The sequence below is a fragment of the Nonomuraea diastatica genome, from assembly GCF_004349015.1.
In the GTDB taxonomy this organism is placed as follows: domain Bacteria; phylum Actinomycetota; class Actinomycetes; order Streptosporangiales; family Streptosporangiaceae; genus Nonomuraea; species Nonomuraea diastatica.
Genome location: NZ_SMKP01000010.1, coordinates 1 through 25531, shown reverse-complemented (window position 1 = coordinate 25531; position 25531 = coordinate 1). Strand labels below are relative to the sequence as shown.

At 69.3% G+C, this 25531-nt stretch carries 26 protein-coding genes; 11 read left to right on the top strand and 15 right to left on the bottom strand.

What is annotated here, in order from left to right:
• Positions 1-455: 455 nt before the first annotated feature.
• Both E1294_RS05200 and E1294_RS05195 read right to left on the bottom strand, forming a co-directional pair.
• Positions 456-995 carry a PIN domain-containing protein gene (locus E1294_RS05200; protein WP_246082827.1) on the bottom strand — a complete coding sequence of 180 codons (540 nt, stop codon included), beginning with the start codon at positions 993-995 and terminating at the stop codon, positions 456-458.
• A 14-nt stretch (positions 996-1009) separates the two neighbouring features.
• Positions 1010-1468 (bottom strand): helix-turn-helix domain-containing protein, encoded by a 459-nt coding sequence (locus E1294_RS05195; RefSeq protein WP_132504995.1) that lies wholly within the window; start codon positions 1466-1468, stop codon positions 1010-1012.
• 762 nt (positions 1469-2230) lie between these two features.
• Between E1294_RS05195 and E1294_RS05190 the strand changes: the two genes are divergently transcribed.
• From E1294_RS05190 to E1294_RS05180, 3 genes are all read left to right on the top strand, one after another.
• A complete protein-coding gene (locus E1294_RS05190) occupies positions 2231-2608 on the top strand; it encodes a DUF1330 domain-containing protein (RefSeq protein WP_132504993.1) in 378 nt (125 codons plus the stop codon).
• Positions 2609-3034: 426 nt separating this feature from the next.
• Positions 3035-3406, top strand: coding sequence for a VOC family protein (locus E1294_RS05185; RefSeq protein WP_246082826.1), 372 nt, complete (start codon positions 3035-3037; stop codon positions 3404-3406).
• A 72-nt stretch (positions 3407-3478) separates the two neighbouring features.
• Positions 3479-4108 carry a DJ-1/PfpI family protein gene (locus E1294_RS05180; RefSeq protein WP_132504991.1) on the top strand — a complete coding sequence of 210 codons (630 nt, stop codon included), beginning with the start codon at positions 3479-3481 and terminating at the stop codon, positions 4106-4108.
• A gap of 233 nt (positions 4109-4341) precedes the next feature.
• Here E1294_RS05180 and E1294_RS05175 read toward each other — a convergent pair whose 3' ends face one another.
• From E1294_RS05175 to E1294_RS05140, 8 genes are all read right to left on the bottom strand, one after another.
• Positions 4342-4914, bottom strand: a complete 573-nt coding sequence (locus E1294_RS05175; RefSeq protein ID WP_132504989.1) for a TIGR03086 family metal-binding protein — start codon at positions 4912-4914, stop codon at positions 4342-4344.
• Complete coding sequence (locus E1294_RS05170) at positions 4901-5383, bottom strand: SRPBCC family protein (protein ID WP_132504987.1); 483 nt, start codon at positions 5381-5383, stop codon at positions 4901-4903. The genes E1294_RS05175 and E1294_RS05170 overlap by 14 nt, the downstream gene beginning before the upstream one ends.
• Positions 5316-5714, bottom strand: coding sequence for an ArsR/SmtB family transcription factor (locus E1294_RS05165; RefSeq protein WP_132504985.1), 399 nt, complete (start codon positions 5712-5714; stop codon positions 5316-5318). Before E1294_RS05165 ends, E1294_RS05170 begins: the two co-directional genes overlap by 68 nt.
• A 158-nt stretch (positions 5715-5872) precedes the next feature.
• Entirely contained in the window at positions 5873-6499 is a 627-nt protein-coding gene (locus E1294_RS05160; protein WP_132504983.1) for a hypothetical protein, read from the bottom strand.
• A gap of 73 nt (positions 6500-6572) precedes the next feature.
• The gene (locus E1294_RS05155) at positions 6573-7289 is read right to left on the bottom strand and encodes a class I SAM-dependent methyltransferase (protein ID WP_132504981.1); all 717 of its coding nucleotides are present in this window, start codon (positions 7287-7289) and stop codon (positions 6573-6575) included.
• Positions 7290-7315: 26 nt separating this feature from the next.
• On the bottom strand, positions 7316-8044 hold the full coding sequence (locus E1294_RS05150; protein ID WP_132504979.1) for a Type 1 glutamine amidotransferase-like domain-containing protein: 729 nt from the start codon (positions 8042-8044) through the stop codon (positions 7316-7318).
• A gap of 63 nt (positions 8045-8107) precedes the next feature.
• The gene (locus E1294_RS05145; RefSeq protein ID WP_132505149.1) at positions 8108-8764 is read right to left on the bottom strand and encodes a DNA alkylation repair protein; all 657 of its coding nucleotides are present in this window, start codon (positions 8762-8764) and stop codon (positions 8108-8110) included.
• A 61-nt stretch (positions 8765-8825) separates the two neighbouring features.
• Positions 8826-9821, bottom strand: coding sequence for a BtrH N-terminal domain-containing protein (locus E1294_RS05140; protein WP_132504977.1), 996 nt, complete (start codon positions 9819-9821; stop codon positions 8826-8828).
• A gap of 201 nt (positions 9822-10022) precedes the next feature.
• Here E1294_RS05140 and E1294_RS05135 point away from each other — a divergent pair, with 201 nt between their 5' ends.
• Positions 10023-10442, top strand: a complete 420-nt coding sequence (locus E1294_RS05135) for a GNAT family N-acetyltransferase (RefSeq protein ID WP_246082824.1) — start codon at positions 10023-10025, stop codon at positions 10440-10442.
• Positions 10443-10656: 214 nt separating this feature from the next.
• On the top strand, positions 10657-11877 hold the full coding sequence (locus tag E1294_RS05130) for a glycoside hydrolase family 16 protein (protein ID WP_132504975.1): 1221 nt from the start codon (positions 10657-10659) through the stop codon (positions 11875-11877).
• Positions 11878-11999: 122 nt separating this feature from the next.
• On the opposite strand, the gene E1294_RS05125 is transcribed toward E1294_RS05130, so the two are convergent.
• The gene (locus tag E1294_RS05125; RefSeq protein ID WP_165977096.1) at positions 12000-12590 is read right to left on the bottom strand and encodes a TetR/AcrR family transcriptional regulator; all 591 of its coding nucleotides are present in this window, start codon (positions 12588-12590) and stop codon (positions 12000-12002) included.
• Between the two features lie 39 nt (positions 12591-12629).
• Between E1294_RS05125 and E1294_RS05120 the strand changes: the two genes are divergently transcribed.
• Positions 12630-13100, top strand: a complete 471-nt coding sequence (locus E1294_RS05120; protein WP_132504972.1) for a hypothetical protein — start codon at positions 12630-12632, stop codon at positions 13098-13100.
• 16 nt (positions 13101-13116) lie between these two features.
• Here the strand turns inward: E1294_RS05120 and E1294_RS05115 are convergent, their stop codons facing one another.
• Complete coding sequence (locus E1294_RS05115; protein WP_132504970.1) at positions 13117-13581, bottom strand: GNAT family N-acetyltransferase; 465 nt, start codon at positions 13579-13581, stop codon at positions 13117-13119.
• Positions 13582-13692: 111 nt separating this feature from the next.
• On the opposite strand from E1294_RS05115, the gene E1294_RS05110 reads away from it, so the two are divergent.
• The 4 genes from E1294_RS05110 to E1294_RS05100 all read left to right on the top strand — a co-directional run bounded on the left by E1294_RS05110 (position 13693) and on the right by E1294_RS05100 (position 15763).
• Positions 13693-14301: a hypothetical protein gene (locus E1294_RS05110; protein WP_132504968.1), complete on the top strand. Its 609-nt coding sequence runs from the start codon at positions 13693-13695 to the stop codon at positions 14299-14301.
• Positions 14298-14453, top strand: a complete 156-nt coding sequence (locus E1294_RS52445; protein ID WP_165977095.1) for a hypothetical protein — start codon at positions 14298-14300, stop codon at positions 14451-14453. The genes E1294_RS05110 and E1294_RS52445 overlap by 4 nt, the downstream gene beginning before the upstream one ends.
• 15 nt (positions 14454-14468) lie before the next feature.
• Positions 14469-15314 carry an aminoglycoside phosphotransferase/kinase family protein gene (locus E1294_RS05105; protein ID WP_132504966.1) on the top strand — a complete coding sequence of 282 codons (846 nt, stop codon included), beginning with the start codon at positions 14469-14471 and terminating at the stop codon, positions 15312-15314.
• Positions 15315-15550: 236 nt separating this feature from the next.
• The gene (locus E1294_RS05100) at positions 15551-15763 is read left to right on the top strand and encodes a hypothetical protein (protein ID WP_132504964.1); all 213 of its coding nucleotides are present in this window, start codon (positions 15551-15553) and stop codon (positions 15761-15763) included.
• A 3-nt stretch (positions 15764-15766) separates the two neighbouring features.
• Here E1294_RS05100 and E1294_RS05095 read toward each other — a convergent pair whose 3' ends face one another.
• The 3 genes from E1294_RS05095 to E1294_RS05085 form a co-directional block, all read right to left on the bottom strand.
• Positions 15767-17890: a carbon starvation CstA family protein gene (locus tag E1294_RS05095; RefSeq protein WP_132504962.1), complete on the bottom strand. Its 2124-nt coding sequence runs from the start codon at positions 17888-17890 to the stop codon at positions 15767-15769.
• A 3-nt stretch (positions 17891-17893) separates the two neighbouring features.
• Positions 17894-18232, bottom strand: coding sequence for a hypothetical protein (locus tag E1294_RS05090; protein ID WP_132504960.1), 339 nt, complete (start codon positions 18230-18232; stop codon positions 17894-17896).
• Positions 18233-18356: 124 nt separating this feature from the next.
• Positions 18357-22154: a S8 family serine peptidase gene (locus E1294_RS05085; protein ID WP_132504958.1), complete on the bottom strand. Its 3798-nt coding sequence runs from the start codon at positions 22152-22154 to the stop codon at positions 18357-18359.
• A gap of 163 nt (positions 22155-22317) precedes the next feature.
• Here E1294_RS05085 and E1294_RS05080 point away from each other — a divergent pair, with 163 nt between their 5' ends.
• Positions 22318-25227: a helix-turn-helix transcriptional regulator gene (locus E1294_RS05080; RefSeq protein WP_132504956.1), complete on the top strand. Its 2910-nt coding sequence runs from the start codon at positions 22318-22320 to the stop codon at positions 25225-25227.
• The last annotated feature ends 304 nt before the right edge of the window (positions 25228-25531 follow it).

The following is a 25531-nucleotide window of genomic DNA, read 5'->3' as shown; positions in this document are numbered from 1 at the left end:
ACCCGAGGCCTTGGCACGCTTCCACTTCGGGTGGGTCGAGAGCAGACGGGATGATCTCAGACGGGCGAGATGCGCGTGCGTCGTGCGACAAACACTAGGTCGAGGGCTGATCGCCGAGCCATTAGCGGGCCATTAAGAGGGGCGACGAGGGGTCAACCACGGTCACTCAGGACCGACTCGTCGCCCAGCTCAGCGCCTCATCCGGCCGTTATCGATGCAGTTCCCAAGCTGACAGCGCGGGTTCGATTCCCGTCACCCGCTCTCAGTGTGAAAGCCCAGGTAGAACGGTGATTCGGTACCTGGGTTTTGATCTTGTCTGGGCTTGGTTTTGCTGTCGCGCCAGATTCGTACCAGCCGGTTAGTCTTGCTGTGATCATCCGACTGGTTCGAGTGCTCCGTCGTCGTCGTAAGCCCCGCGTCGTCGCCGGGCTCGAGCCCTTGCTTGACGATCTCGCTCAGCTGCGCAGGGCCGCAACCGCTTCAACGAGGCCGGCGCGCTCCAGAGCGTCGAGAACGTCATAGATAGTCTGTGGCGGCTTAGTGCGTGAGTCCGCGATCTGTTGCACGCAAGCCCAGACGACGCGGTCATCGAAGTCAATCTGATCAAGGAGGAAATCGTCCGGGCTTTTGGCATCTACGCCCCATGTGGCCAGCGTCTCGACTGGGAAGTCCCGCAGGTTCGACGTCACGATCACCTGGGCGTTCGCCTTGATGGCCGCAGCCAGCACGTGCCTGTCGTCAGGGTCCGGCAATTTAAGACCCTCGATGATCGGCTCGTACCCTTCGACAATGCAGTCGGGGACGGCGTCAATCACCAGTTCGCGCAGCCGCGCCAGCTTGGCTGGAGCGATATCTGGCAGGTTCGCGGCGAGGTTCCGCTGTACCTCATCCAGGATCGCATGCGTCCACTTGGCCTGGACCAGGCCAGATTGCGCTAGCCGGATCAGCAGGTCCCTTTGCGTGTTGCCGAATAGGGCGTTGGCATCGTAGATCACGACAAAAGGCATGACTACAGCCCCAGTTCCTGGCCTAGTTCGCTCAGTTCGTCGGCCGCCCCTCTGCGCTTAGCCGAGTCCTGACGCTTGTACTCCATGAGGTCGTCATGCCGGATTCGTCGATGTCTGCCGACCAGCCGGTACGGGATGGCGCCTGACTCCAATAGGCTGATGAGATACGGGCGCGAGACATTTAGCATGGCTGCTGCCTGCTGTGTCGTCAGCTCCGCGTGTGACGGCATCACCTGCACGCCTCGCCCCTCAGCGACCTGGGCAAGGATGAAGGCCAGCATCGACACGGCTTCGCGCGGGAGGATCAAGGCGTCGTCGCCAACCACCTCTGCCGCAACCTCGATGGTCTTTTCCTCTGGGTGTCGCATCAGATAGTCCTTGATGCGTCGGAGCGCCCGCTCTGACTGCTCCTGGTCAAGGCTGCCCGGTTTGATCGAGCTTGCGAGTTGCGTTCCTGTCATGTGTCTATCCTTCCCCGCTGTAAGCGAAGTATCCGCAACAAGCGCAGCAAACGCAAGCGGCTGCGCTGCCGATCTCGGCCTACATGCGCTGGCGCTGTCGCCAACGGATCTGACATTCAGGTGGCCGATGCCCGTGAGCTGCAGACCACAGTCGTGGCCACATTGGCGATCCCACAGTGGGGACGGGAGCGTCAGGCGGACAGGTGCGGCGTCGCGCAGGACACTGGATCGCGGGCTGATCGTCGGGCCATTTGCGGGCCATTAAGAGGGGTGAAGAGGGGTCAACCACGGTCACTCAGGACCGGCTCTTCGCCCAGCTCAGCGCACTAACGGGCCGTGATCGATGCAGTTCCCAAGCTGACAGCGCGGGGTCGATTCCCGTCACCCGCTCCAAGTTACCGGGCCGACTGCATGGCCTTTCGCTTCGGGGCGCTTCGCGCTCGTGTGCTTCGGACAGTGCCGCCCAGGGGGCTCCGCCCCCTTCGACTCCCGTAAACCCCACGCTCGCTCCGCTCGCCTTCCACCCGCCCGTTGCATGGTTACCGGGTGGGCCAGCGAATACCCGCCCCGAACGCGATACCTGGGTTTCGCCCGGTCGAGGCGGGTGGCAGTACGGCCAATGGTGACCGGGTCTTTCCTTTGACGTGGGCGGAGGGTCATTGCTGCCAAAAGGGGGAGCGCCTACCTGTCAGGTCATCGCTCTCGGTGCGCCGGGGTGCCAGGATTGGTGGCGTACCGAGCCCAACCGGACAGAAGGACACCATGCCCGCCTACGTCATAGCTCGCCTGCAGGACGCCGCCCCGCACCTGGAGATCGCCGAGTACGTCGAGCGCCTCCCCGCCACCTTTGAGCCGTACGGTGGCCGCTACCTCGTGCACGCTACGCAGCACGAGGTTGTCGAGGGCAACTGGTCCGGATCTGTCGTGATGATCGGCTTCCCGGGGATCGCCGAGGCGCGGGCCTGGTGGGACTCACCCGCCTACCGTGAGATCGCGCCGCTGCGCTCGCGACACATCGAGGGCGACATCATTCTGATCGAAGGCGTCCCTGAGAACTATGCCCCGACCGCCGCTGTCAAGGCGATACGGGCGGCCTGCCTACCGACTGGCCCTCGGGACGGGCGCACCAGCACCGGGTAATGAGCCCGCCGTCCGGCTGGATCGACGCAGTCACCGGGGTCGAGTTGGAGCCATCGACGGTGCACGACAAATTCCCCGGAATCGCCCGATCTCGGGCCATTAACCAAGGCGGGAAGCGGTCAACCACGGTCACTCACGACCTCGCCGGCAACATGTCCATCCGGCGCTGAACCAGGCCAGATTGCGCTAGCCGGATCAGCGGGTCCTTTTGCGTGTCGCCGAATAGCGTTGGCATCGTAGATCACGACAATGGCATGAGCTCCTGGCCTGGTTCGCTCAGTTCGTTCGGCCGCCCTTACCGCGGGTGTGGCCGCCGTCCGGTGGTGGAACGTCGTCTGGGAAGGGCTCGCCGGCCGAAAACTGTTTGTTGCGTTCCGCCGACCGTGCAAGGCTCCACTGTGGGTAAGCCCAGCGTAGGAGCCGCGAGTGAGTAAGTCCTCGATCTTGAATGTGACGTTCGACTGCTCGGACGCCGAGTCCATGGCGCGTTTCTGGAGCGAGGTCACCCGCTGGCCCCGCTCTAAAGTGGAGATGCCAGGCAACCCTTTCTGGTGGGTAGGCACCGAAGGTGATGCCTCCCCTCACCTTGTCTTCGTCGAAGTGCCGGAGTCCAAGCGCAGCAAGAATCGAGTTCACCTCGATCTCATGCCCCATGACGGATCTCAAGTCCAGGAGATTGCCCGGCTCGAATCGTTGGGTGCCCGCATCGTGGACGACCGCCGGGGCGTCACCCCTGGCGGATGGGTCGTGATGGCCGACCTTGAGGGCAATGAGTTCTGCGTTGAGGGCGGCGCGTAGCCGGGTCCGCGTTTGTCACCGCGGGCGCACCGCGACCGACATAGCATGATCAAGCTAACCGGAGGAGTCATCATGCGCATCGCCATCCCGCTGTTTGATCGGTTCACGGCCCTTGACGCCGTCGGCCCGTACGAGGTGCTCAAATATCTCCCTGACGCCGAGATCGTGTTCGTCGCCGAGGAGCCGGGGCCAGTGCGAGATGTTCCCAAGTGGTTGGCCATCAGCGCCGACGCGGCGTTCGCCGATATCGACTCCTGCGATGTGCTGCTCGTTCCCGGGGGACCAGGCAGTCGAGGCCTTGTGAAGGACGACAAGCTTCTCGGCTGGATCCGTCGCATGCACGAGGGGAGCACCTGGACGACCTCCGTCTGTACGGGCTCACTCCTGCTGGCCGCAGCGGGGCTGCTCAAAGGACTCCCTGCGACGACGCACTGGGCGGCAAGCGACGTCCTGGAGTCGTTCGGAGCCATCTACACTCCCGAGAGAGTCGTGGTCCAGGAAAAGATCGTGACCGCTGCAGGGGTTTCGTCGGGCATCGACATGGCCCTCACCTTGGCGGCACACATTGCTGACCAGACCACGGCCGAGGCGATCCAGCTCGCCATCGAGTACGACCCTCAGCCGCCTTTTGACGCAGGCTCTCCTGCCAAGGCGCCGCAGGCCGCCAAGGATCTTCTCGCCAGGGGAATCGGAACCCGTTGACCTGCAAGCGATCAGCGCACAACGTTGTCAGAGGTCTCGCGGTGGGCAGGATGCGGGCGGGCGTACCCGGACACGCCGCGCGGGCTGTGGCACACCGGGAAGCCGATCTTCGGCTTGCCGGTCAGGCGCACGATGCCGTGGGGTTGTCGTACCTGCTGGACGCTGGCGGCTTCAGCGTCCAGTCAGGCCGGTGGTGTCAGGCTCACGGTCCAGTCAGGCCGGGGTCGTCAGGCTCACGGTCCCGACCAGAACGGGTCCCGGCCGATGAAGCCCACCAGCTTGGTCTGGACATCCGAGTCGGCGGGCACCTCCACCCGGGAGCCGTACTGGCCGGAGGAGCGGAGAACCTCCTCCATCTGCTCCATCGGGCCGAGGAGTTGGGCACAGAAGTCGGGGTCCAGCCGGTCGTCCTGGCCGGTCGCCCTGGACAGATCCCAGGTGTGCATGAACACGTCAGCGGTGTAGAACTGGTCGATCGCGGTCGCCAGAGGCAGGCTGCCCGTGTGCGGGTTGGTGAGTTTCCTGTGCGCGGTCTGCGGATCGTCCAGCACCGCCTGCACGGCGTCGCAGTGCACTTGCCACGCGGCGACCGGGTCCTCGTCCACCGAGGGTCCGCGGCGCAGTTCGATGCCGGCGCCGGAGGCCAGGAACCCGGGGAACCACTCGGTCAGGTGCCGAACGATGTCGCGGGCGGTCCAGTCGGCGACCGGGGACGGCACGTCCCATGACGTGGTTCCGCGGACCCGGTCGGTGAAGAGCCCGGCGACCTGCCGGTGTCGCTCGGCCGGAAGGTCAGACAGCGCCATCGACGATCATCCTCTCCAGCTTGGCGTAACCTTCGTCGACACCGACCTCCATACCGCTGCGCAGCAACGCGTCGCGGCCTTCGAAGCTGTCGACCAGCGACTGCGCGCGCAGCCGCGTACGGCCGTCGCCCAGGTCCTCGAACCACAACGTCTCCAGCGCGACTCCGTCGGGATCGCCGTCGAAGGAGAAGGTCTGCACGATACGGTCCGGCCGTACCTCGTGGAAGCAGCCGTGGAACCCGTACTCCGTGTCGTTGTGGACCGAGACGTACCGCCAGCTGCCGCCGGTATGCGCGTCCCAGTGCTCGATCCGGGTGGCCGTGTCGTTGGGGCCCACCCACTGGGCGAACAGCGCGGGATCGGTGTGGGCGCGGAACAGTTGCTCGGGCGTTGCCGCGAAGTCACGAGCCGTCCGGATGATCGGCACCCCCGGGTCGGCTTCGATGGCCGTCTCCTTGATCGTGTTCATGTGGTTCGTCTCCGTTCGTTTCCGCCAGGACGGCGTCAAGGCGCCGGTAGCGCTGCTCGACGCGGCGGCGGTGGCGCTCGATCCAGGTGTCCATCAGGTCGAAGGCATGGGCCTCCAAGCGCACCGGCCGGGGTTGCTGCCCCTGTGGCCGGCTGACGAGCCCGGCGTCCTCCAGCACCCGCAAGTGTTTGTAGACGGCCTGCAGCGTCATCTGGTACGGCTCGGCCAGCTGGCTCGCGGTCGCGTCGCACTCCGAGAGCCGGGCCACCATGTCGCGCCGGGTCGGATCCGCGAGGGCGGCGAAGACGCGCGACAGCGTGTCCGTGACCATCGGCCCCTCCAGTTTCAACTCAATGGTTGAAAAGACTCTAGGGCGCAGTCGCCCAATCGTCAACCGTGAGGTTGAAAGCGCTGTTCAGCCATGGCAAGGCCGGGATGTTGTCACGCGCCGAGTCGATCGCCGGTGAGATGCGCGGGTCGCCGAAATGGCTAGCGGGAGCGGGGAGAGGAACGGGCGAGGCGGTCGTTGACCGTGCGCTGTCGTTCCGTCGATAGACCGCGAGCAGCCATGGCTCGATGCAGAAGAGCTCGATCGAAGCCCTGCGCCGCCATGTGATCCATAAGAGGTTCGTATCGATCGGGCCGGTCGCGCAGGAGCTCTGTGGCCAGCCGCAGTTCCAGGCGCACCACGGGAACGCGATGCGGGCCGCACGTGATCAAGACGTGGTGTTGCCACGGGCCGCGGCCGACGCACTCCATCTCATCGGAGTCGGTCTCCTGCTCAACCGTGCTGATCTCTACGTGGACCCCGTGTACGTCATACCTGGCGAAATACTGCGGGCTTTGGGCGAGCCACGATGCCGCGTACAGGCAGGGGAAGGACGCCAGAGCGGCGGCGAACGCGTCCACGTCCTTCCGCCGAGCCACCAAAAGGTCGATGTCTCCGACGGGAAGCCGAACACCTTGCAGCAGAGCGGCGCCCGTGCCACCCATGCGGTACGCCGGGTCGGCCCCCGCAACCCTCAGGGCGGTGAGTGTCGTCTCCAGCGCCGAGGTCACGTCCTTCAGGCGCAGAGACGCCGCACCAGTTCCCATGACGATCAGCGTACCGATCACGAGCCATCGGGGGCAGGGCCGGGACGCCCTGCCGGACCAGGACGCCTGCCGTACCTTGATCGACAGCTGCCGATCAGAACTGCTGGAGCCCGAGCCGCCAGGCGAGGAGCCCTTCAGGCGCGTCGGTCTGGGCGAAACCCGCGCTGACCAGTTCACCCTCGATCACGTCGCGTACGGGACGGTAGGCGTAGCCGACGGTATCCTCTTCGCTGATGACCTTGTCGTTCTCCATGATCCGATAGAGGTAGCGGGCCTTGCACCTCTCCTCGTCCGACTCGATGATCTCCGACAGGATGGTGTACGTGTGCCGGCCCACCTGCCGCGCTTCCAACTCCTTGAGCGGACTCGGTGCCGGGGGCCCGCCGTCGTGCCAGGTGAAGATTAAGAGGCCGCCGGGCTCCAGCTGGGTCGCCAGCACCGGCCAGAGCCGCTTGCGGTAGTCCGGCTCCAGGGCGTAGATCACATTGATCATCACCATGGCCTCAACAGGCTCGTCCAGGTCCACGCTCAGCGCGTCATAGGGCAGCACGGTCACGCGCTTGAGCAGCTCAGGGCGGGCACTCAGCCGGGACAGCAACATCCCGCGCATACCGGCCGAGGGCTCCAGTGCGAAGATCTCGGCCGGTGTCCAGTCGGCTATCGAGGTGGTGATCAGGCCGGTGCCCGCACCGATCTCCAGGATGCTCCGCTGGGCCCCGGTGAGAAGAGAGGGGAGCTTCTCACGGATGCCTGGCACATGCCCGCTTTCGTGGAACAAGTCATAGAAGGGGAGGGAGATGAAGTCGGTCATGGCGAGCAACGCTACCGCGCAAACGCTCAAGGAACCCAGCAGCGAGCTGGAAGGGCCTTCTCCCTGATCCCGCCCTCACCGTCGGTCTCGACGAACCATGCGTTCCGGTCGGGGAGTACGCTCACGACCTCGTGCAGTTCGGTGCCCACATAGTGGAGGGCGACGCCGTCTTCAGTGGCGTATCCGGCCCGCAGCGTGCCGTTCGCCACGAAGTCGCGGAACCGGGCCCGCCGGGGCTGATCGCCCAGGTCGTCATGGACACCATTGCTGAACGGCAGGAAGTTCAAGCCGTCACTGAGGGCATCGAGGCCGTCACCGAAGGAGTCGGTCACGCCGCCAGCGTGCCAGCACAGGCTGCCCGCGCTCTGGCCGGCCAGCACGACACCCTTCTCCCAGCACTCTCGCAAGATCTCATCGAGGCGGTGCGCACGCCAGACCGCCAGCAGATTCACCACGCTGCCCCCTGACACGAAGATCACATCTTGAGCGAGGAGATGCGCCCGCACGTCGGGCACATTCGGCTGCGTGAACAACTGGAGGAAGGACAGGTCCGTGTCACCGAACGACGCGGCCCGCGCCCGCCAGCCGTCGATGTGCTCCCGCGAGTCACCCACCGCCGTCGCGATGAGGCACATCCGCGGTTTACGCACACCGGCCAACTGCCTGGCCTGCCATATCTGCACGCCGACGTGCGGAAACCCCGGCGGGGGGAACAACACCCCCGAACAGGCCAGGATCTGCGGCTCTCTGATCATGAAAACGTATGATCCGCCTGGATGCGGTGCGCATGTGACTGCGAGGTGACGTTCAAGCCCGGATCACCCGCGGTCGGATTCCTGCCCGGCTCGGCGCGTCATCTCCGTGATCCAGACGGGCGCGAACGGAGACGTGCAGCCCGGGGACGTCGGGTAGTCCTTGAGCACCTCCAGGCGTTCGCCGATGTCGATGGCACGGGCGCGGAGTTCGGCGTGCTCGATCCCGATCTGGGCCAGGCAGGTGTTCATCGCCCACTGCAGGCGGTCGGGGGCGTCTTTCATCTCCGCCTCGATGACGTCGAGCAGCCCTGCGAGGTCGAGACCTCCGGGCTTCTTCGCCACGCGATCGGCGGTCAGCGCCCAGCCCGCACTAGCGACCGCTGGATCCGGATCGGCGAACCAGGCCAGGCGCAGCTCTTCGGCGTGCGGGCTCTTCTTCACCACGTAGTTCACGAGCCAGTCGTGCACCTTCGGCGTGCGCGCCTCGCGCACCATGACGTCCAGCTCGTCAGGCTCGAACGCCTTCGGGCGGCAGATCAGGAGCGCCAGCAGTCTCGCCGCGGTGTCACCCGTCTCCCAGAGCCGGCGCGCGAGCTCCTGCTGCGTCTTCAGCCGTTTCGCGAGCGCGCGCAGCTTGCTGAGGTTGACGCCGTGGCCGTCACCGTGTCTCTCGTTGACCGCGCGCATCTTCGGATCCTCAAGCTCGGCCAGTTCGGCCATCACCTCGGGCACCGTCGTCTCGGCCACCTCAGCCTCCTGTCCATCATGTCCGCGATCGAGCCTACGACGGGGGCTGCAACCGGCGCAGCGCCTGCATGGCGTCCTTCTCGATGCGGGAAAGATCGTGGAGGATGACGCCGGCCTGCTGGAGGTGCCCGGCGTCGCCGCTCTCCCCAGCCTTCGCGATCAAGGTGGACACGTCGGTCCACAGGGCGGTGGCCTCGGCGTACAGCCTGTGACCGGCGCGCAGGTCACGGTCGTCGATGAGCCGGGTGCACTCGTCGAGGAAGTCGCGGTAGAGGGCGCGGAACAGGGCGCCGCCGGTGCCGCCCTTCTCCATGAGCAGGGCGGCCTGCGGCAGATCCCGTTGCGGCTCGCCGGCGCGCCGCAGCCATCCGGGCACCTTCTGGCCGGCTTTCTCGATGCCGCGGTGGCCCAGGTTCGCGATGGGGGCGGAGAGGAAGGCGCCGGCGCAGTCTTTGATGGCGGGGATGAGCTGGTCCTGCCAGGAAAGCGGGTGAGCCGGCAGGGTGATGGTGAAGGATCGGTTTCTGGCGGTCATCGGGCCGCGTTCGGCTCGTGCCTTGGCGAGGCCGGCCCGGCTGGTGCGCACCGCTCCTCCCTGCTGGTCGGTGTCCACCAGGTAGACGTCGTGCTCGTCGTAGCCGTACATGGCGACGACGTGACCGCCGAAGTGCACCTTGGAGCGGAAATAGTCCAGGTGGTACGAGTCGAGCTGGAGGCCGACAGGCCGGCCGGCGTCGATGGGGGCGGCCACGTTCTCCCACGCCTTGCGCGGCGAGGTGGTCTCCTTGACCAGCAACGTCAGCCCCAGCCTGGTGGCCAGGTTCCTGGTGAGGTCGAAAGGCCTGACGCGGCCCGCGAGAAAGGGGAACGCCATGCCCTTGCTGTCCCAATAGAGGAAGGACAGGCCCGAACCCAGCCCGAACAGCATGGGCTCGGACAGGTCGAGTCCCTCATGCCGCAACAGCGCCCCCAGCGCCGTCGTCTCACAGTGGTGCATGCCGCGGGCCTCGACGTCCTTCACGATGGTCATGTGCCGCTCTCCTCATGCACGACGCGGCGTACGGCCGCACCCTCCCGGTGGGATACAGCATGAGGCCTCCCATGGTGGGAGAGTCCAGCCGTACGACGGGGCGTCCGGCGGGAACGATCACCTGGTGGGGCTTCTGAGTTCGGCAGGAACCCGGGTGATAACTTCATGATTGTGGCGGATTGGGAGCTTCGGCCGGCTTCGGTGGCGGATGTCGAGGCGGTGGCCGAGTTGCGAGCCGTGGTGTTGAGGTCGGATCTCGGGCGGCTTGGACGATACGACGAGCGACGCGTGCGGCAGCGGCTGCGGAACGGGTTCGCGCCGGAGCACACCTGGATGATCGCGGTGGATGGCGCCTTGGCCGGCTGCGTGGCACTGCGGCCGGCGGAGCGTACCTACTGGCTGGAGCACTTCTACCTCGATCCGGATGCGCAGGGCAGGGGCGTCGGCTCTGCCGTGCTGAGCAGGTTGCTGGAACGGTGCGACCGCGAGGACGCCGTGGTGCGGTTGAACGTCCTGCAGGGCAGTCCGGCCCGCCGGCTGTACGAGCGGCACGGGTTCACGGTCGAGACCGAGGACGAGGTGGACGTCTTCATGGTTCGCCGGCCCGTCTCCGCCTGCTGACCGGGATCGATTCGCGGCAGCGCGGCCGTGCGGGGCGCCGTCACCGCCTGGCCGCTCTGGCTCGCTTCGACGTCGTCGCGCGCGCAGGGACGGCGACATGCCCGCTGATCGGTTACGCGGACAAATAATAAGTAAAGCTTCTTGTTGACAAGAAAGGAGCACTGAGATTACATCCAGTTGATCGGGGGGCGAAGACCACAGACCGGAGGTCTCCATGCGCAAACCCCGGCTCCTCCTCGCGGCCACGGCCATGCTCGTCGCCCTGGCCGGCGGCCTGGTCACCGGCGCCCACCCGGCCGAAGCCGACATCGGCCCGGTCACCTGGTCCGACGAGTTCAACGCCGCCGCCGGGACGTCCGTCGACGGCTCCAAGTGGAAGTTCGACATCGGCGGCGGGGGCTGGGGCAACAACGAGCTGCAGTACTACACCGACTCGACCCGCAACGTCTATCACGACGGGCAGGGCCACCTGGCCATCACCGCCCGCAGGGAGAACCCGTCCAACCTGCAGTGCCACTACGGCACCTGCCAGTACACCTCCGGCCGGATCCTGACCGCCGAGAAGTTCACCCAGACGTACGGCCGCTTCGAGGCCAGCATCAAGATCCCCCGGGGGCAGGGCATCTGGCCCGCGTTCTGGATGCTCGGCGGGCGCAACTGGCCTGACGACGGCGAGATCGACATCATGGAGAACATCGGCAGCGTCCCGAACACCGTGCACGGCACCGTCCACGGCCCCGGCTACTCCGGCGGCAGTGGCATCGGCGGCAGCCGAACGATCGGCGCGCCACTCGGCGACACCTTCCACAGATACGCGATCGAGTGGTCACCCAACCTCATCGTCTGGTATCTGGACGGCTCGGAATACTTCCGCATCACCCCGGCCGACCTGCGCGGCAACCGGTGGGTGTTCGACCACCCGTTCTTCATGATCATGAACGTGGCGGTCGGCGGCAACTGGCCAGGCCCTCCCAACTCCAGCACCACGTTCCCGCAGACCATGCTGATCGACTACGTCCGCGTCTCCGCGTGGACCGACGGCGGGACGGGGTCGGGCAGCGCGCTCAAGTCCAGCCTGAACGGCCGCTGCATCGACATCCCCGGTGCCGACCCCGTGGACGCCGCCCCACTGCAGATGTACGACTGCAACGGAACCGCCGCCCAGCAATGGTCCGTCAACGGCGACGGCACCGTCCGCGCGATGGGCAAGTGCATGGACGCCGCGGCGGCCGGCACCGCCAACGGCACGCCGATCCAGCTCTACACGTGCAACGGCACCGGCGCCCAGCGCTTCACCCTCAGCCCGGCGGGCGACCTCGTCAACATCGCGGCCAACCGGTGTGTGGACGTGGTGGACCGCAACCCCGCCAACGGCGCGCGGCTGCAACTGTGGGACTGCACCGGCGCGTCCCACCAGAAGTGGACCCGTTCCTGAGGGATGTTCCCGGTCGTTGTGGTCCACCGGCCCGCCGTCCGTGATCCGGTGGGCCAGGATCGGCGGTGGACGAACCGTCTCTCCGATCCGGCTGGGAGGGGGAACCGGTCCTGCGTGACGGCTTACGTCTTCAGCGAGTCGAGGTGCGTTGAGAGGACGCTGGTCGCCCAGCTCGTATCCGCCGTGGGCGGCTCGTAGACCAGGTGGCCGGCGAGTCCGTCGATGACCGCGTGCAGTCGCAGGGCTTCCAGCTGCACGTCTCGCCCCGGCGCCAGGTCGATGCCGTTGTCGAGCTGGGCGATCATCCAGCGGCAGGTTTCGCGAAGGGCCTCGTGCGCCTCCGCGCGGGGGCCTCTGAGGCTCTCTTCGGCGGTGGCGGCGCTGAACAGCGCCATGTTGACCTCCATCTCCGCGCGCCGCTCGTCGTCGAGCGGCAGCAGCTCGCGCGCCACGGTCTCGACGGCCTGCCTGATGGTGGGTTGTGGCGGGATGGCGGTGATTCGGGCGCGGACGCGATTGATCACGAGCTGCATGGCGAAGACCAGCAGTTCGCTCTGCGTCCTGAAGACGTGGCGCAGCGATCCGGCGGAGACTCCCGCCTCGGCGGCGACCATACGCACGGAGACGTGGCCTACGCCGTGGCGCATGATCACTCGCCAGGCTGCTTCGGCGAGCTCTTCGCGGCGCTGTTCATGATCGATGAGCCTGGGCATGGGCTCCATGTTAGCTCAGTCGTGCTAGCATATCGTCTTATGGCAGTACGGCTGTACCAAGAAAAGAGCGTTCCCGCCGCTCTCCGCCTGCTCGTCCCCGAAATGCTCGTCCTGCTCGTCCTCTATGTCGCCCTACCGGTGCAGATGGCCGTCGACCGCGACTCCACCAGCGCGTCGATCATGCGTAACAACCCCACTCTGGACCCCGCCAGTCTCGGCTTCGCCGTCAACGCCGCCATCGTTTACGCGATCGTCCTGCATGCCCTCGACGCTGTCCTCGTCGTCTGGTTCGTCCTCAAGGCGCTCAAGGGGCGCCACTGGGCCCGCATCGCCCTCACCGTCTACCTGGTCATCGCCACCCTCGCCAGCTTCATCTCGGCCGCCGCCGGCTCGGAGTACTACTGGGCCGTCATCTCCGGCGACGTCATCCATCTCGCCATGATCGCTGCCCTCTGGCTGCCGGCCTCCGCCCGCGAGTTCTTCGCCGCGCATCGCCGCCACTCCGGATGAGTACAGGCGACCGCCGCTACAGGTCCAGAGCCCCCACCGTCTCGCCGTCGCTCTCCTCGCCCGTGAGATGGAAGCCGATCTTGCGGTAGAAGCCCTCGGGGCCGTCGTCGCCGGGGTGCCAGGTGACGTACATCCGCGTGCAGCCGCGCCGCCTGAGGTGGGCGGCCACGGCTTCGACGGCGAAGCGGCCGACCCCGCGCGCCTGCGCGTCGGCAGCCACGTTGAGCCGCCACATGCCCGACCGGAAGTCGACCCCCTTGCCGTTCCAGTCGATGTCGAGGAAGGCCATGAGGAACCCCACGGGACGGTCGTCGTCGAGGACCAGGCGGGGCCAGGCGACCTGCTGGTGGACGTACGCCTCCGCCAGCGACTTCGCCACGGGCGCGACGAACCGTTCCTGGTCGGGGCGGACCTGTATGGCGAGGGCCGTCTCGATGTTGGCGGGGGTGATCGGCACCAGCCGGAGGGCGTCTGCGGTCATGGGAGAACCATAGGTCAGGGCCGCTCGGCCGGTCGCTGCGTGCTGTAACTCTTCGGGGGCGCACAGCTATCTCTCCAGTGTGGCCTGTCATCTCACCTGCGAGGAGCGCCTATGGTCCGATACCGGTTCAATCCTCCTCCCGGCTGGCGGCTGTTCGGCGGCCGCAGACGCCTGGAGAAGGAGAACTCCCGCCTGCGTGCCTGGGTGGAACGGCTGGACGGGATGGACGCCGTGCGGATCGCGGAGCTGACCGAAGGACTGCGCGCCGAGCACGAAGGGCTGCGCACCGCCCTCGACGATGTGACCCGGCGGCTGCGGGAGGCCGAGCAGCGGATCGTGTGGACGGAGGAGACCGCGCTGCTGCAGGAGGTGGGCGTCTACGAATACCGCCACCCGCTGACCGACGCGGTCGCCTACAAAGAGCGTCTCGCGCAGGTCAAGGCTCGCATCAAGGAGATGGCCAGGGAAGGGCGGGTCATCGTCGGCACCACCGGCCGGCCAGCGGGTGGGGCTCGATGTGCGGTGAGCTACGGTTGGGGCACGACGTCGTCATCGACGCGCTGGTGCATTCGCGTGAAGGTCGTGATCGGCTGCGGAGACTGGCGGCCGGGCACGGCGCCCGCTTCGTGGGTGTGGAGACCGTGTGCTCCGACGCCTCGGCGCACCGCGAGCGGGTCGAGAGCCGAAGCAGGGGCATCCCCGGCTGGCCGAGCACCGTGAGCTGGGAGCACGTCGCCCGCATGCGCGCGAAATGGCAGCCCTGGCGCGAGCCCCACCTCGTCATCGACACCATGCAGCCGATCGAGACGTGCGTCGAAACCGTCATCGGGGCGGGGCCGCTGCGGACGTGGAGGCCCCTCCCCGCGCCTTGATCGAGGAGGGGTTCCATGCGTGTCGCGTTGGAGGGTTACGCCAGCAGGGTGCTCGGCGTCTCTCACGTCGAGCGGGAGGTGTCGTGGGAGCACGGCGCAACGTGCGTGCTGCGGGTGCGCGACCGCGCCGGCCGGACGTGGTACGCCAAGCGCCACCGGCGCAAGGACGGCTACGCGCGCGAGACGTTCGCGTACCGGCACTGGGTGCCCGTCCTGGGCGACCATGCGCCGCGCCTGCGTGCCTGCGACGACGGGCTCCAGGCGCTGGTGCTCTCGGCTGTCCCCGGCACGCACGCGCAGGAGGTGGGGGCCGAGGGGCACCACCAGGCCGGTGTGCTGCTGCGGCGGTTCCACGAGGCGGCGCCGCCCGAGCCGTGGGAGGGGTTCGCGGCGGCCAAGCGTGCCCGTCTGGAGCACTGGGTCCCTCGTTCCGCAGGCGTGATCGAGCGGGGCGAGCTGGACTTCGTCCGGTCACGGGTGCGTGAGCTGGACGGGCTGCCGCGGCCGGCGCGGGTGCCCTGCCACCTGGACTACACGCCGAGGAACTGGCTGACGGGCGAGGAGGGGCTGCACGTCGTCGACTTCGAGTGGGCGGCCACCGAGGTCTGGATCAACGACGTGGCGCGGCTCTCCTTCGGTGCCTGGCGGGAGCGGCCGGGGCTGGGGGAGGCGTTCCTCGACGGGTACGGCCGCCGGCCCACGGAGGACGAACTGGCCCTGCAGGCGTCCTGCTACGCGCTGACCGCGATGTGGATGATGATCTGGGCCCGCGAGCACGGCGAGGCCGCCTTCGAGGCGGGGCTCCGTGACCAGCTGCACTTCCTGATGCGAGGGGAGCGCGGCAAAACCGGCGCCGGATGACGCCGTGCCGGACGGGGTCTGGGTTCGGGTCGATGTCCGAGCACCCGCCCGTGATCCGGCCGAGAACCCCCGAAGACCTGCCCGCCCTGCGTCGACGCGCTCGCCGCCGTGCACGCCTCAGACCGTTACCCCGTCGACCGGCCCGTTCGCCTCGGTCACCCGGCTCTTCGTCGCCCCTCGGAAGGCGTGGCCAGCGACACGCCCCCCGCCTCCTCGACGCGGCCGCCGGGGTGGGGATGCCGCTGGTGCTGGACGTGTCCGACGACGGTCACGCGGCCATCGACCTGTACGAACGCGCGGGGTGGCGGCGCGTGGCCAGCGCCCGCGGCGACTGGGTGAACGCGGCCGGTGAGGTCGCCCTGCCGCACTTCTACGTGAGCCCCGAGACCGGGCCCGGCCTGGCCCCGCCACGACTGTCTGTGGAGACAGCGGGTGGCGGGGCGGCTTGAGGGTCAGCCGTCGGGCGACGCCTTCGCCATCATCGCGCGTTCCTCCCGGGTGGCGATGAGACCGGCCGGTGCGAGGATCTTGGACTCCTCGAACGGCGCCTCCGCGGTCGGCAGCGTCTCCCCGCTCCTGATCACCCGGATCCACACCCGCAGCGCGTCCAGGATCACGACGATGATGAGGATCGCGAACAGCGCGGCCAGGATGCCGTCGATGGTGGAGTTGAGCACGATCTGCTCCATCTCGCCCTGCGTCTTGGCGGGTGCGAGCAGCTGCCCCTGGTCCAGGGCCGTCTGGTAGCGGTCGCGCTGGGAGAAGAAGCCGAGCGTCGGGTCGGGCGAGAACACCTTCTGCCAGCTGGCCGTGAGCGTGACGGCGACGTCCCAGGCCAGCGGGATCGCCGTCACCCAGGCCCATTTCAGCCGCCCGCTCTTGATCAGCAGGGTCGTGCCCACGGTGAGCGCCACGGCGGCGAGCAGCTGGTTAGCGATGCCGAACAGCGGGAAAAGCTGGTTGATGCCGCCGAGCGGGTCGTTGACGCCCTGGTAGAGGAAGTAGCCCCAGGCGGCCACGACGACGGCGCTGGTGACGATGAGGCCGGGCCACCAGCTGACCCGGGAGATCGGCTTCCACACGTTGCCGATCGTGTCCTGGAGCATGAACCGTCCCACCCGGGTGCCGGCGTCCACGGTGGTGAGGATGAACAGCGCCTCGAACATGATCGCGAAGTGGTACCAGAACGCCTGCAAGGCGGCTCCGCCGAGGAAGCCGGAGAAGATCTGCGAGATGCCGACGGCCAGGGTGGGCGCGCCGCCCGTCCGGGCGATCAGCGTCTCCTCTTGTACGGCGTCCGCCGCCGCCGACAGTTGCTCGGGCGTGATGACGAAGCCGAGGTTCGTCACGGCCTGGGAGGCGCTCTCGACGGTGGCCCCGACGACGCCGGCGGGGGAGTTCATGGCGAAGTAGAGGCCGGGGGTCAGCACGCAGGCGGCCGTGATGGCCATGACGGCGACGAACGACTCCATGAGCATGGAGCCGTAGCCGATCATCCGGACCTGCGACTCCTTCTGGATCATCTTGGGCGTGGTGCCGGACGAGATCAGCGCGTGGAATCCCGACAGTGCCCCGCAGGCGATGATGATGAACACGAACGGGAACAACGACCCGGCGAAGACCGGCCCTTCGCCGCTGAACGCGAAGTCGGTGAAGGCCGGCGTCTTCAACGTCGGCATCGTGATGGCGATGCCGATCGCGATCAGCGCGATGGTGCCGATCTTCATGAACGTCGACAGGTAGTCGCGCGGAGCGAGCAGCATCCACACGGGCAGCACCGCGGCGACGAACCCGTACGCGATGAGCCAGAGCGCCAGGGCGGACGGGCTCAGCGTGAAGAACGGCGCCCAGCTGGAGTCCTGCACCCAGCCACCGGCGACGATCGCCAGCAGCAGCAGCGCGACGCCGATCACGGTGGTCTCGACGACCTTGCCCGGCCGGATCACCCGCAGGTAGAACCCCATGAACAGGGCGATCGGGATGGTCATCGCGATGGAGAAGACGCCCCACGGCGACTGCGCCAGGGCGTTGACCACGACCAGCGCCAGCACCGCCAGCAGGATGATCATGATGGCGAAGACGGCGATGAGCGCGGCGGCCCCGCCGACCGGCCCGATCTCGTCGCGGGCCATCTGCCCGAGGCTGCGCCCGTTGCGCCGCATCGAGAAGAACAGGATCACCATGTCCTGCACGGCCCCGGCGAAGATCACGCCGGCGACGATCCAGATGGTGCCGGGCAGGAAGCCCATCTGCGCGGCCAGCACGGGCCCGACCAGCGGACCAGCGCCGGCGATGGCGGCGAAGTGGTGGCCGAAGAGGATGCGCCGGTCGGTCGGGTGGTAGTCGATGCCGTTGTCGAGCCGCTCGGCCGGGGTGGCGCGCCGGTCGTCGGCACCCAGCACCCTGCGCACGATGAAGCGGGCGTAGAAGCGGTAGGCGATGGCGTACGAGCCGAGCGCGGCGGCCAGCAGCCAGACCGCGCTGACCTCCTCGCCCCTGGACAGGGCCAGCACGGCCCATCCCGCGGCACCGACGAGGGCGACCGCCGTCCAGATGACGATGGAACGCAGTTTCACCGGTTACCTCCCATCTAGAGAGCCATACAGAGGGCGCCCCAGGCAGCAGCGCAGTCCGGCGTCCGGCGGCAGATCGGTGGTGAATCGCCGCCAGCGCCACAGCGGACGGCAGTCGATCGTGACGGGGAGGTCGGTGAGATGCACCCAGGCGGTCGGATGCGCGTACACCAGGTCGGTCCCGAGCGGGCGTGCGCGCCGGGGCAGTCGCGAGCGGCGCAGCGGCCGGACCGAGAACTCGCCCGCGTCCGCGCAGCAGAGCCCGGTCACGTGCCAGTCGAAGAACACCACTTCTTCGTCGCCCAGTGCTTCACGTGCGGCAGGAGTCAACGTGATTCGGGACATCTGGTGCTCCTGAATAACAGGTAGCTCAGAAATTAACGTCGGCCTTACCCGCTGTAATGACCTTTGAAACCCGATCGACAGCACGCCCCCGACCAAGGGAAGGTCGGGGGCGCCGGTCAACGGGTCATGACTTCTTCCACGGCTCGAAATAGGCCACCGTGGTGAAGTCGACCTCCGTTCCTGAGAGCAGGTCCCCGGACGTCATGCTCGATCCGGTCACGAAGATCCGCACCCCGGTGTCGTCGGTGGCGTCCACGGCGAGCGCGCGCGCGATGTCCGACGCGCCGGCCGGGCCGTCGTACTCGCCGGTCCAGACGGGCTCGCCGCTCGCGGAGTCGTACGCGATCGTCACATAGTCGACCTTCATCAGGAACTCGTCGGCTCCGGCCGGGTCGTTCATGCCCTGGCCGGTGACGACGACCTTGCCGCCGTCCGGCGTCACGGCGACGTCCCAGGCGAAGTCCTGATGGTTCGCCTTGCCGCTGTGGCGCTGCACCCACGTCCGCTCGCCCTTCGCGGGGTCGTAGGCGATCGTGGTGAAGTCCCCCCTGGTCCCCTCGCCTTCGGTGTTGCCGGTGACGTACACCGTGCCGTCCGGCCCCGTCGCGATGTCGTGCGGGGTGTCGCTGCCGTGCGCGGGGCCGTCGTAACGGTCAGCCCAGAGCTCGTTTCCCGTGGCGGTGTCGTACGCGATCGTCGCCATGTCGGTCTTCGTCTCGCCGGCGCTGGATCCGATGACGAAGAACGACGCGCCGTCCGCGGCGACCGTCATGCCGCCGGGGACGTCGATCCCGTTCGCCGGGCCGTTGTGCCGGGCCGTCCAGAGCTGCTCGCCGGTGGCGGCGTCGTAGGCCACGGTGCCCCAGTCGGACAACCCCGTGCCGGTGCCCCGGCTCTGGCCGGTGACGAAGAGCCTGGACCCGTCAGGCGTCACCTTGATCGCCCGCGCGGAGTCGGTGCCGTCGCCGGGCCCGTTGTAGTGCGCGGCCCACTTCTGTTCCCCGCTGCCCGCGTCGTACGCGACCGTGAAGTAGTCGTCCTTGCCAGGCGCGCCCAGCGAGGTGATGCCGGTGACGTAGACGTGCGTCCCGTCGGGGCCGACCGTCAGGGCGTTGGCGCGGTCCGAGGCGTTGCCCGCCCCGTTGTGCCGCGCGACCCAGAGCTCCTCGCCCGTGGCCGTGTCGTACGCGATCGTGACGGCGTCGTTGCCGGTGTCCTCGCCGGCGCTGATGCCGGTGACGAAGAGCCGGGCGCCGTCGGGGCTCACCTGGATCTCCGCCGGCTCGTCGAAGGTGCCGGCCGGTCCCGTGTACGTCGTGCTCCACAACTCGGCGCCGGTGGAGGCGTCGTGGGCGACGGTCGAGATGCGCGCGCTGCGCACGCCGGGCTTCGAGCCGTAGCTCGCGCCGGACACGTAGACCCGCTCGCCCTTGGGGTCGAGGGCGATGTGCCCGGCGGTGTCGTCCCCGCCGGCGACCCCGTGGACGGCCGCCCACGCCTCGGGCACCGGCTGTACGACGACGGGCACGCGCACGGTGTGCCGCCGATCCTTCCAGGTGAGCTGCCCGCCCACGTAGGCGTTCATGGGGGCGGTGGTCCTCGTGAGCGTCACCGTGAACGACTTGGTCTGCCCCGGCCGCAGGGTGAGCCGGCGCGGCTTGATCGTGACGTCGACGCCTTCGAGCCCGGTCGTGGAGGCGGTGTAGGTGGCGGTGCGGCGGTCGACGTTGGTGACCTCGCGGGTCACCGTGCGCGTGCCGGGCAGCCGGCCGACCGCGATGGACGGCACGTTCAGGTCGCCGGCCTCGAACGAGTGGCCCTTCCTGGCCAGGCGCTCGCAGATCCGCTCCTCGACGCCACTGGTCGAGCCGCAGAGGAAGGCCAGCCAGTCCTTGATCCCGCTGTCGAAGACCAGTCCGGGGTCGGCGGCGCCGTCCGGCACGACGTGGCCGGCGCCCTGGCCGAAGATCACCGACGGGTCGTGGCCGGGCCCGTCGAGCACGTCGGATCCGCTGGTCATCAGCGCCGACTTGACGGCCATCGGCGACCAGCGCGGGTGCAGGTCCTTCAGCAGCGCGGCGAGCCCCGCGACGTGCGGCGCCGCCATCGACGTGCCGCTCGCGACGTTGAACGCGGACCCGTTGGCGCCCGGCGGCGCGTACGCGGCCAGGATGTCCTGCCCGGGAGCGGTCAGGTCGGGCTTGAGCAGGTCGCCGCCCGCGGCGGTCAGCGGCCCTCGGGAGGAGAACGCGGCCACGTACGGGGCGGGCGCGTCATTGATGATCTTCGCCTGCTCGATCGTGGCCGTCGCGCCGTCCGCTGCGGCGTGGTCCTTGACCGCCTGCCTGTCCTTCTGCGCGACGTGCAGCGTCGGCACGGCGTGCAGGTCGGCGTTGAGCGAGTTGTCGTCGGTGTTGGCCAGGATCATGCCGACCCCGCCCGCCTCGGCGACGGCGACGCTCTTGTTGGCGCGCGGCGTGTCCCCGCGGTCACAGACGACGATCTTGCCCTTGACCTTGGCCGGGTCGAGCACCGCCTGGCCGCCGTTGTCCCTGGCGGCGTGGCACTGCGCCAGGCGGGTCGCGTCCGCGCCCGGCAGCCCCGCGGCGGTGGAGTCGATGAGGGGCGCGGGGCCCGCCTTGACCGCCGCCAGGGAGGCGCCGCTCAGCGTGGTGCCGTCGCCGAGCGTGGCCGAGCCCCGCGTGCCGCGGTCGTGCGTGCCCGCCGCGACCGTGGTCACCCAGGGGGACGGGTGCGCGACGGTGCCCGCGGCCGGGCCGCTGTTGCCGGCCGAGGCCGCCACGAACACGCCCGCCTCGGCCGCCGACAGGAATGCCACCTCAGCCGGGTCGAGCAGGTCGGAGCTCGTGCCGGAGACCGAGTAGTTGATGACGTCCACGCCGTCCGCCACCGCCTGGTCGATAGCGGCGACCAGGTCGGAGTAGAAGCCGTTGGCCGTGGAGGCGTTCTCGGCCGACCAGAGCGCCTTGTACGCGGCGACCCTGGCGCGCGGCGCGATGCCGCTGATCGAGCCGAACACCGCGGCCCGCCCGGTCACCTCGACGCCGTGGTTGCCCGCCGCGGTCGAGGCGGTGTGCGTGCCGTGGCCGTTGTAGTCGCGCGGCGACAGGTATTCCCACGGCATCGCCTGCTTGACGCCCTCGTCGCCGCCCCAGCCGGCGTTGAAGTGCCGCGCCGCGACGAGCTTGCCGTTGCACAGGGAGCCGGTCCAGGACTCGTCAGGGCTGCTCCGCGGGCATGTGCCGTGGAAGCCGGGCACCCTGCGGTACGGTTTCCCGCCCGGGCCCGGGTCGGCGAAGCTCTCGCTGCCGGCCCAGATGCCGCTGTCGATCACGCCGATGACCAGACCGTCGCCCGCGCCCTTGCCCCGCCCGCCGCCCGTGGGGCCGCCGAGCTCGTCCCACAGGCCGCCGCGCTTGTCGAGGCCGAGGAACGACGGCGTCGACGACGTCGCCACCGGCACCTTCCTGTCCTCGGTCACGGCCACGACGTCGGGCAGCGCGCGTAACCCGGCGGCCTGCGCCTCGGTCAGCCGGGCCGCGAAGCCGCCGTAGGAGTAGACGTAGTCGTAGACCTTCGTGCCGCCGCCCGCCTTCTTCAACGCGGCGTCGTGCCTGCCGCGCAGGTGGTCGGCGTACCTCGTCACCTCGCTGGAGCCGGGGTCGATCTTCTCGCCCTGCTCGGGCTTGGTCTCGGCCAGCCCCGCGACGTCGCCTTCGTACGTCGCCACGGGGTCGGGGGTCATCTGCACGATGTAGGTCTTCTGCTCTGCGGAGCCGGCCGCCGCGGTGGCCTGGCCCGGCGCGGTCACTCCGGCCAGCGCGAGCCCCGTGAGCGCCATGGCCGCCACCAGCCGGCGGCGTCTGAACGTCGTGTATCCAGGAGATGTGGACAGGTCCATCGTCGCCCCTCAGTGCGTCGCCGCCGATCAAGCGGACGGTCGAGACGCTAGTGACCGGCGGGGCGGGGGACATCCGTAGCGCATACGGATTTTTGACCATCAATGGATCCGGTAGCCTGTTGAAGCTGATATATCGCCATGTGGGCAGGTGGGAGGGTGAGGCATGCCCTTCGGCCAGGCCCGCGTCGCCCCCTCAGGCTCCCTGTCCGACGTCCTCGTCGGGCGCCAGGCCGAGCTCGCCCTGCTCCGCAGGGTCATCGCCGCCCCGCCGTCCCTCGCCCTGGTCGAGGGCGAGGCAGGGATCGGCAAGAGCCGGCTCGTGGGAGAGCTGCTCGCCGCGCCAGTGCCGGCCGGAGCGTCGGCCGGGGGATCGAGCGGGGGCTCGACGGGGCTCCGCACGCTCGTGGGCCAGTGCGAGCAGCTCCAGGAGCCGCTGCCGCTGTCGCCGCTGCTCGACGCCTTCCGCCTGGCCGGTGACGAGCTCGCCGCGTCCCGCCCGGCCAACCCGGTGATCGGGGCGCTGGCGCCGCTCCTGCCCGAGATCGCCGAGCACCTGCCGCCGCCGTTGCCCGCCTTGCCCGACCAGCGGGCGGAGCGGCACCGGGTGTTCCGGGCCGCCGTCGCGCTGCTCGACCACCTAGGCCCGTTGGTGCTCGTCCTGGAGGACGTGCACTGGGCCGACAGCGGCACGCACGACTTCCTCGCCTTCCTCGCCTCCCACCAGCCGCGCGAGCTGTCGGTGATCCTCACGACCCGCACCGAGACGGGCTCGCTGCCCATTCGCGAGGCCCTGGCCAGGGCACCGTCCGGCCCCGCCCGGACGATCGGCCTCACCCCGCTGAGCCCGCCCGAGGTGGAGGAGCTGGCGGGCGGCATCCTGAAGACCGGCCTTCCGCGTACGTTCGCCGCGCCGCTCCACGAGACGACCGGCGGCATCCCGTTCGTCGTGGAGGAGGTGCTCCGCACGCTGCTGGAGCGGCTGCCCGCGAGCGAGATCCCCGGACGCCCCGACGTGCTGGCCGACCTCGCGGTCCCGACCGTGCTGCGCGACGTGGTGGTGCGGCGCCTGACCTCGCTCGACGAGCCGGTGCGGGGGATTCTCGGGGCCGCCGCCGTCATCGGCGTGACGCCCGACGACCGGGTGCTCGCGGAGGTCACCGGCCGCGACGCGGAGGAGATCGCCAAGGCCCTGGCGACGGCGCAGGCGGTCGGGCTGCTGCACGAGGAGGACGGCCGCTGCCGGTTCAGGCACACGCTGGCCCGGCAGATCGTGTACGAGTCGGTGCCCGTCTCCGGGCGGCGCTGGTTGCATCTCAAGACCGCGCGGGCCCTGGAACGAGGGCCTGGCCCCAGGCCCGTGGCCCGGCTAGCCCATCATTACCGGCTCGCGGGGCGCACGGTGGACTTCGTCGGCAACGCCGAGGCGGCTGCCGACACGGCGCTCGCCCACGGCAACGACGCCACCGCGGCGAGGTTCCTGCTGCAGGCGCTGGAGACCGGCGAGCTGTCCAGCGACGTGCGCGTGCGGCTGGCCGTCAAGCTCGGCCGGGCCGCGGTGGACGGGCTGGCGCACGCGGAGGCCGTACCCATTCTCGAACGCCTGCTGGCCACCGAGCCGCTCCCCGCCCACCGGCGCGGAGAGCTGCGCTTCGCGCTCGGCCGCCTGCTGCGTCAGCAGGGCGAGGCGCGGGCGGGCTACCTGCAGATCGAGGGGGCGGTGGAGAACCTCGGCGACCGGCCCGCCCTGCTCGGGCGTGCGCTCGCCGTGCTCGCCGCGCCCGAGACCGTCCCCGACCGGCACGTGCGCGAGCACGCCGCCCGCTGCGACCAGGCCGAGCGGGCCGCCCGCCGCAGCGGCGACCGCGATGTGGACATCGCGGTACGCATCGCGCGGGCCTCGCTCCTGCTCGAACAGGGCGAGCCGGGCAGCTGGCGGCTGATCGACGACCTGCTGCGCGACGACCGGCTCCGCGCGGTGCCCAGGGAGCACGCCCGCGCCTGCCTCAACTGGGCGCAGGGCGCGCTGCACATCGGGCGGCTGGACCGCGCCGAGGCCCTGCTCGCCGAGGGGCGCCAGGTGGCCGACCAGGCCGAGTACCTGCGCGTGGCGGAGGTCGTCGAGCTGGTCACCGCCGCCGTGGACCGGGCCGCGGGACGCTGGGACGGGCTGGAGCCCCGCGCCCGCCGGCTGGCCGGGCCGTCGGCCACGTTCGCGGCGGCGTTCCTGGACTCGCGGCTGCTGTACGGCACGCTGCTGGCGGCCACGGGGCCGGCCGAGAAGGCCGCGGCGTGCCTGGGCGAGGTGATCGCCGTCGCCGAGCGGGTGGGCGCGGTCTGGCCGCTCATCCCGGCGCGGATGGCGTTGTCGCGGCTGCTGCTCACCCTGGACGACCCCGCGGCCGCCGCCGAGCAGGCCACCGCCGGGCTCGCCCTGGTCCGGACCAAGGGCAACTGGGTGTGGGGCGCCGAGACCGTGCTGTGCCTGGTGGACGCCATGGACGCGCTCGGCGGGGTCGGCGAGGCGGCCGGGCTGGTGGCCGAGCTGGCCGCCGGCATCGAGGGCGCCGGCGCGCCGGCCGCGCAGGCCGCGCTGCTGACCGCGCGGGCCGTCATGGCCTGCTCGCGGGGCGACGAGGGCGAGGCGGACCGGCTGCTGGACGCGGCGCGCACCACGCTGGGCGACGCCGGGCTGCGCTACGACGAGGCCCAGGCCGCCGAGCGGCTGGGCCGCTTGCGCGGCGCCGCGGGTGGCGACTTCCTGGAGAGCGCGCTGCGCCTGTACGGGTCGATGGGCGCGGACCGGGACATCGCGCGGGTCTGTCGCGCCATGCGGCAGAACGGCGTGCCCATCCCCTATCCGTGGCGGGGCGGGCGGCCCTCGCACGGGCGCACGCTGTCGGCGCGGGAACGCGAGGTGGCGCTGCTCGCCGCGGCGGGTAAGACGAACCAGGAGATCGCCACGGAGCTGTTCCTGTCGCGGCGGACCGTGGAGAGCCACATCTCCAGCGTGCTGCGCAAGCTGGGCCTGCCGTCGCGGAAGGAGCTGCGCGGGCTCGCCCTGCCGGCCGGGTGAACCGAGCGCGGGGCAGGTCGACTGACCTGCGGGATCCCTGCGATGCGCCCGTGGTTCGGGGGGCTGCTGGGGGAATTGCGCGGTTTACGCCATGGACATCCTTACGTCAGGTTGTTACGTTCACTGGCATATGACAACGATGTCATTCCTGGTCCCCCCTCGCAGGAGCAGAGATCGCTCATGGTGTCACGACGTAACTTCTTGCTGGCCAACACCGCGGTCCTCGCGGCCGGCGGGCTCGGAGTCAGCCTCCCCGCCACCGCCTCCGCCGCCACCGCCCCCCGGCCCCTCCTCCCCAACTCGG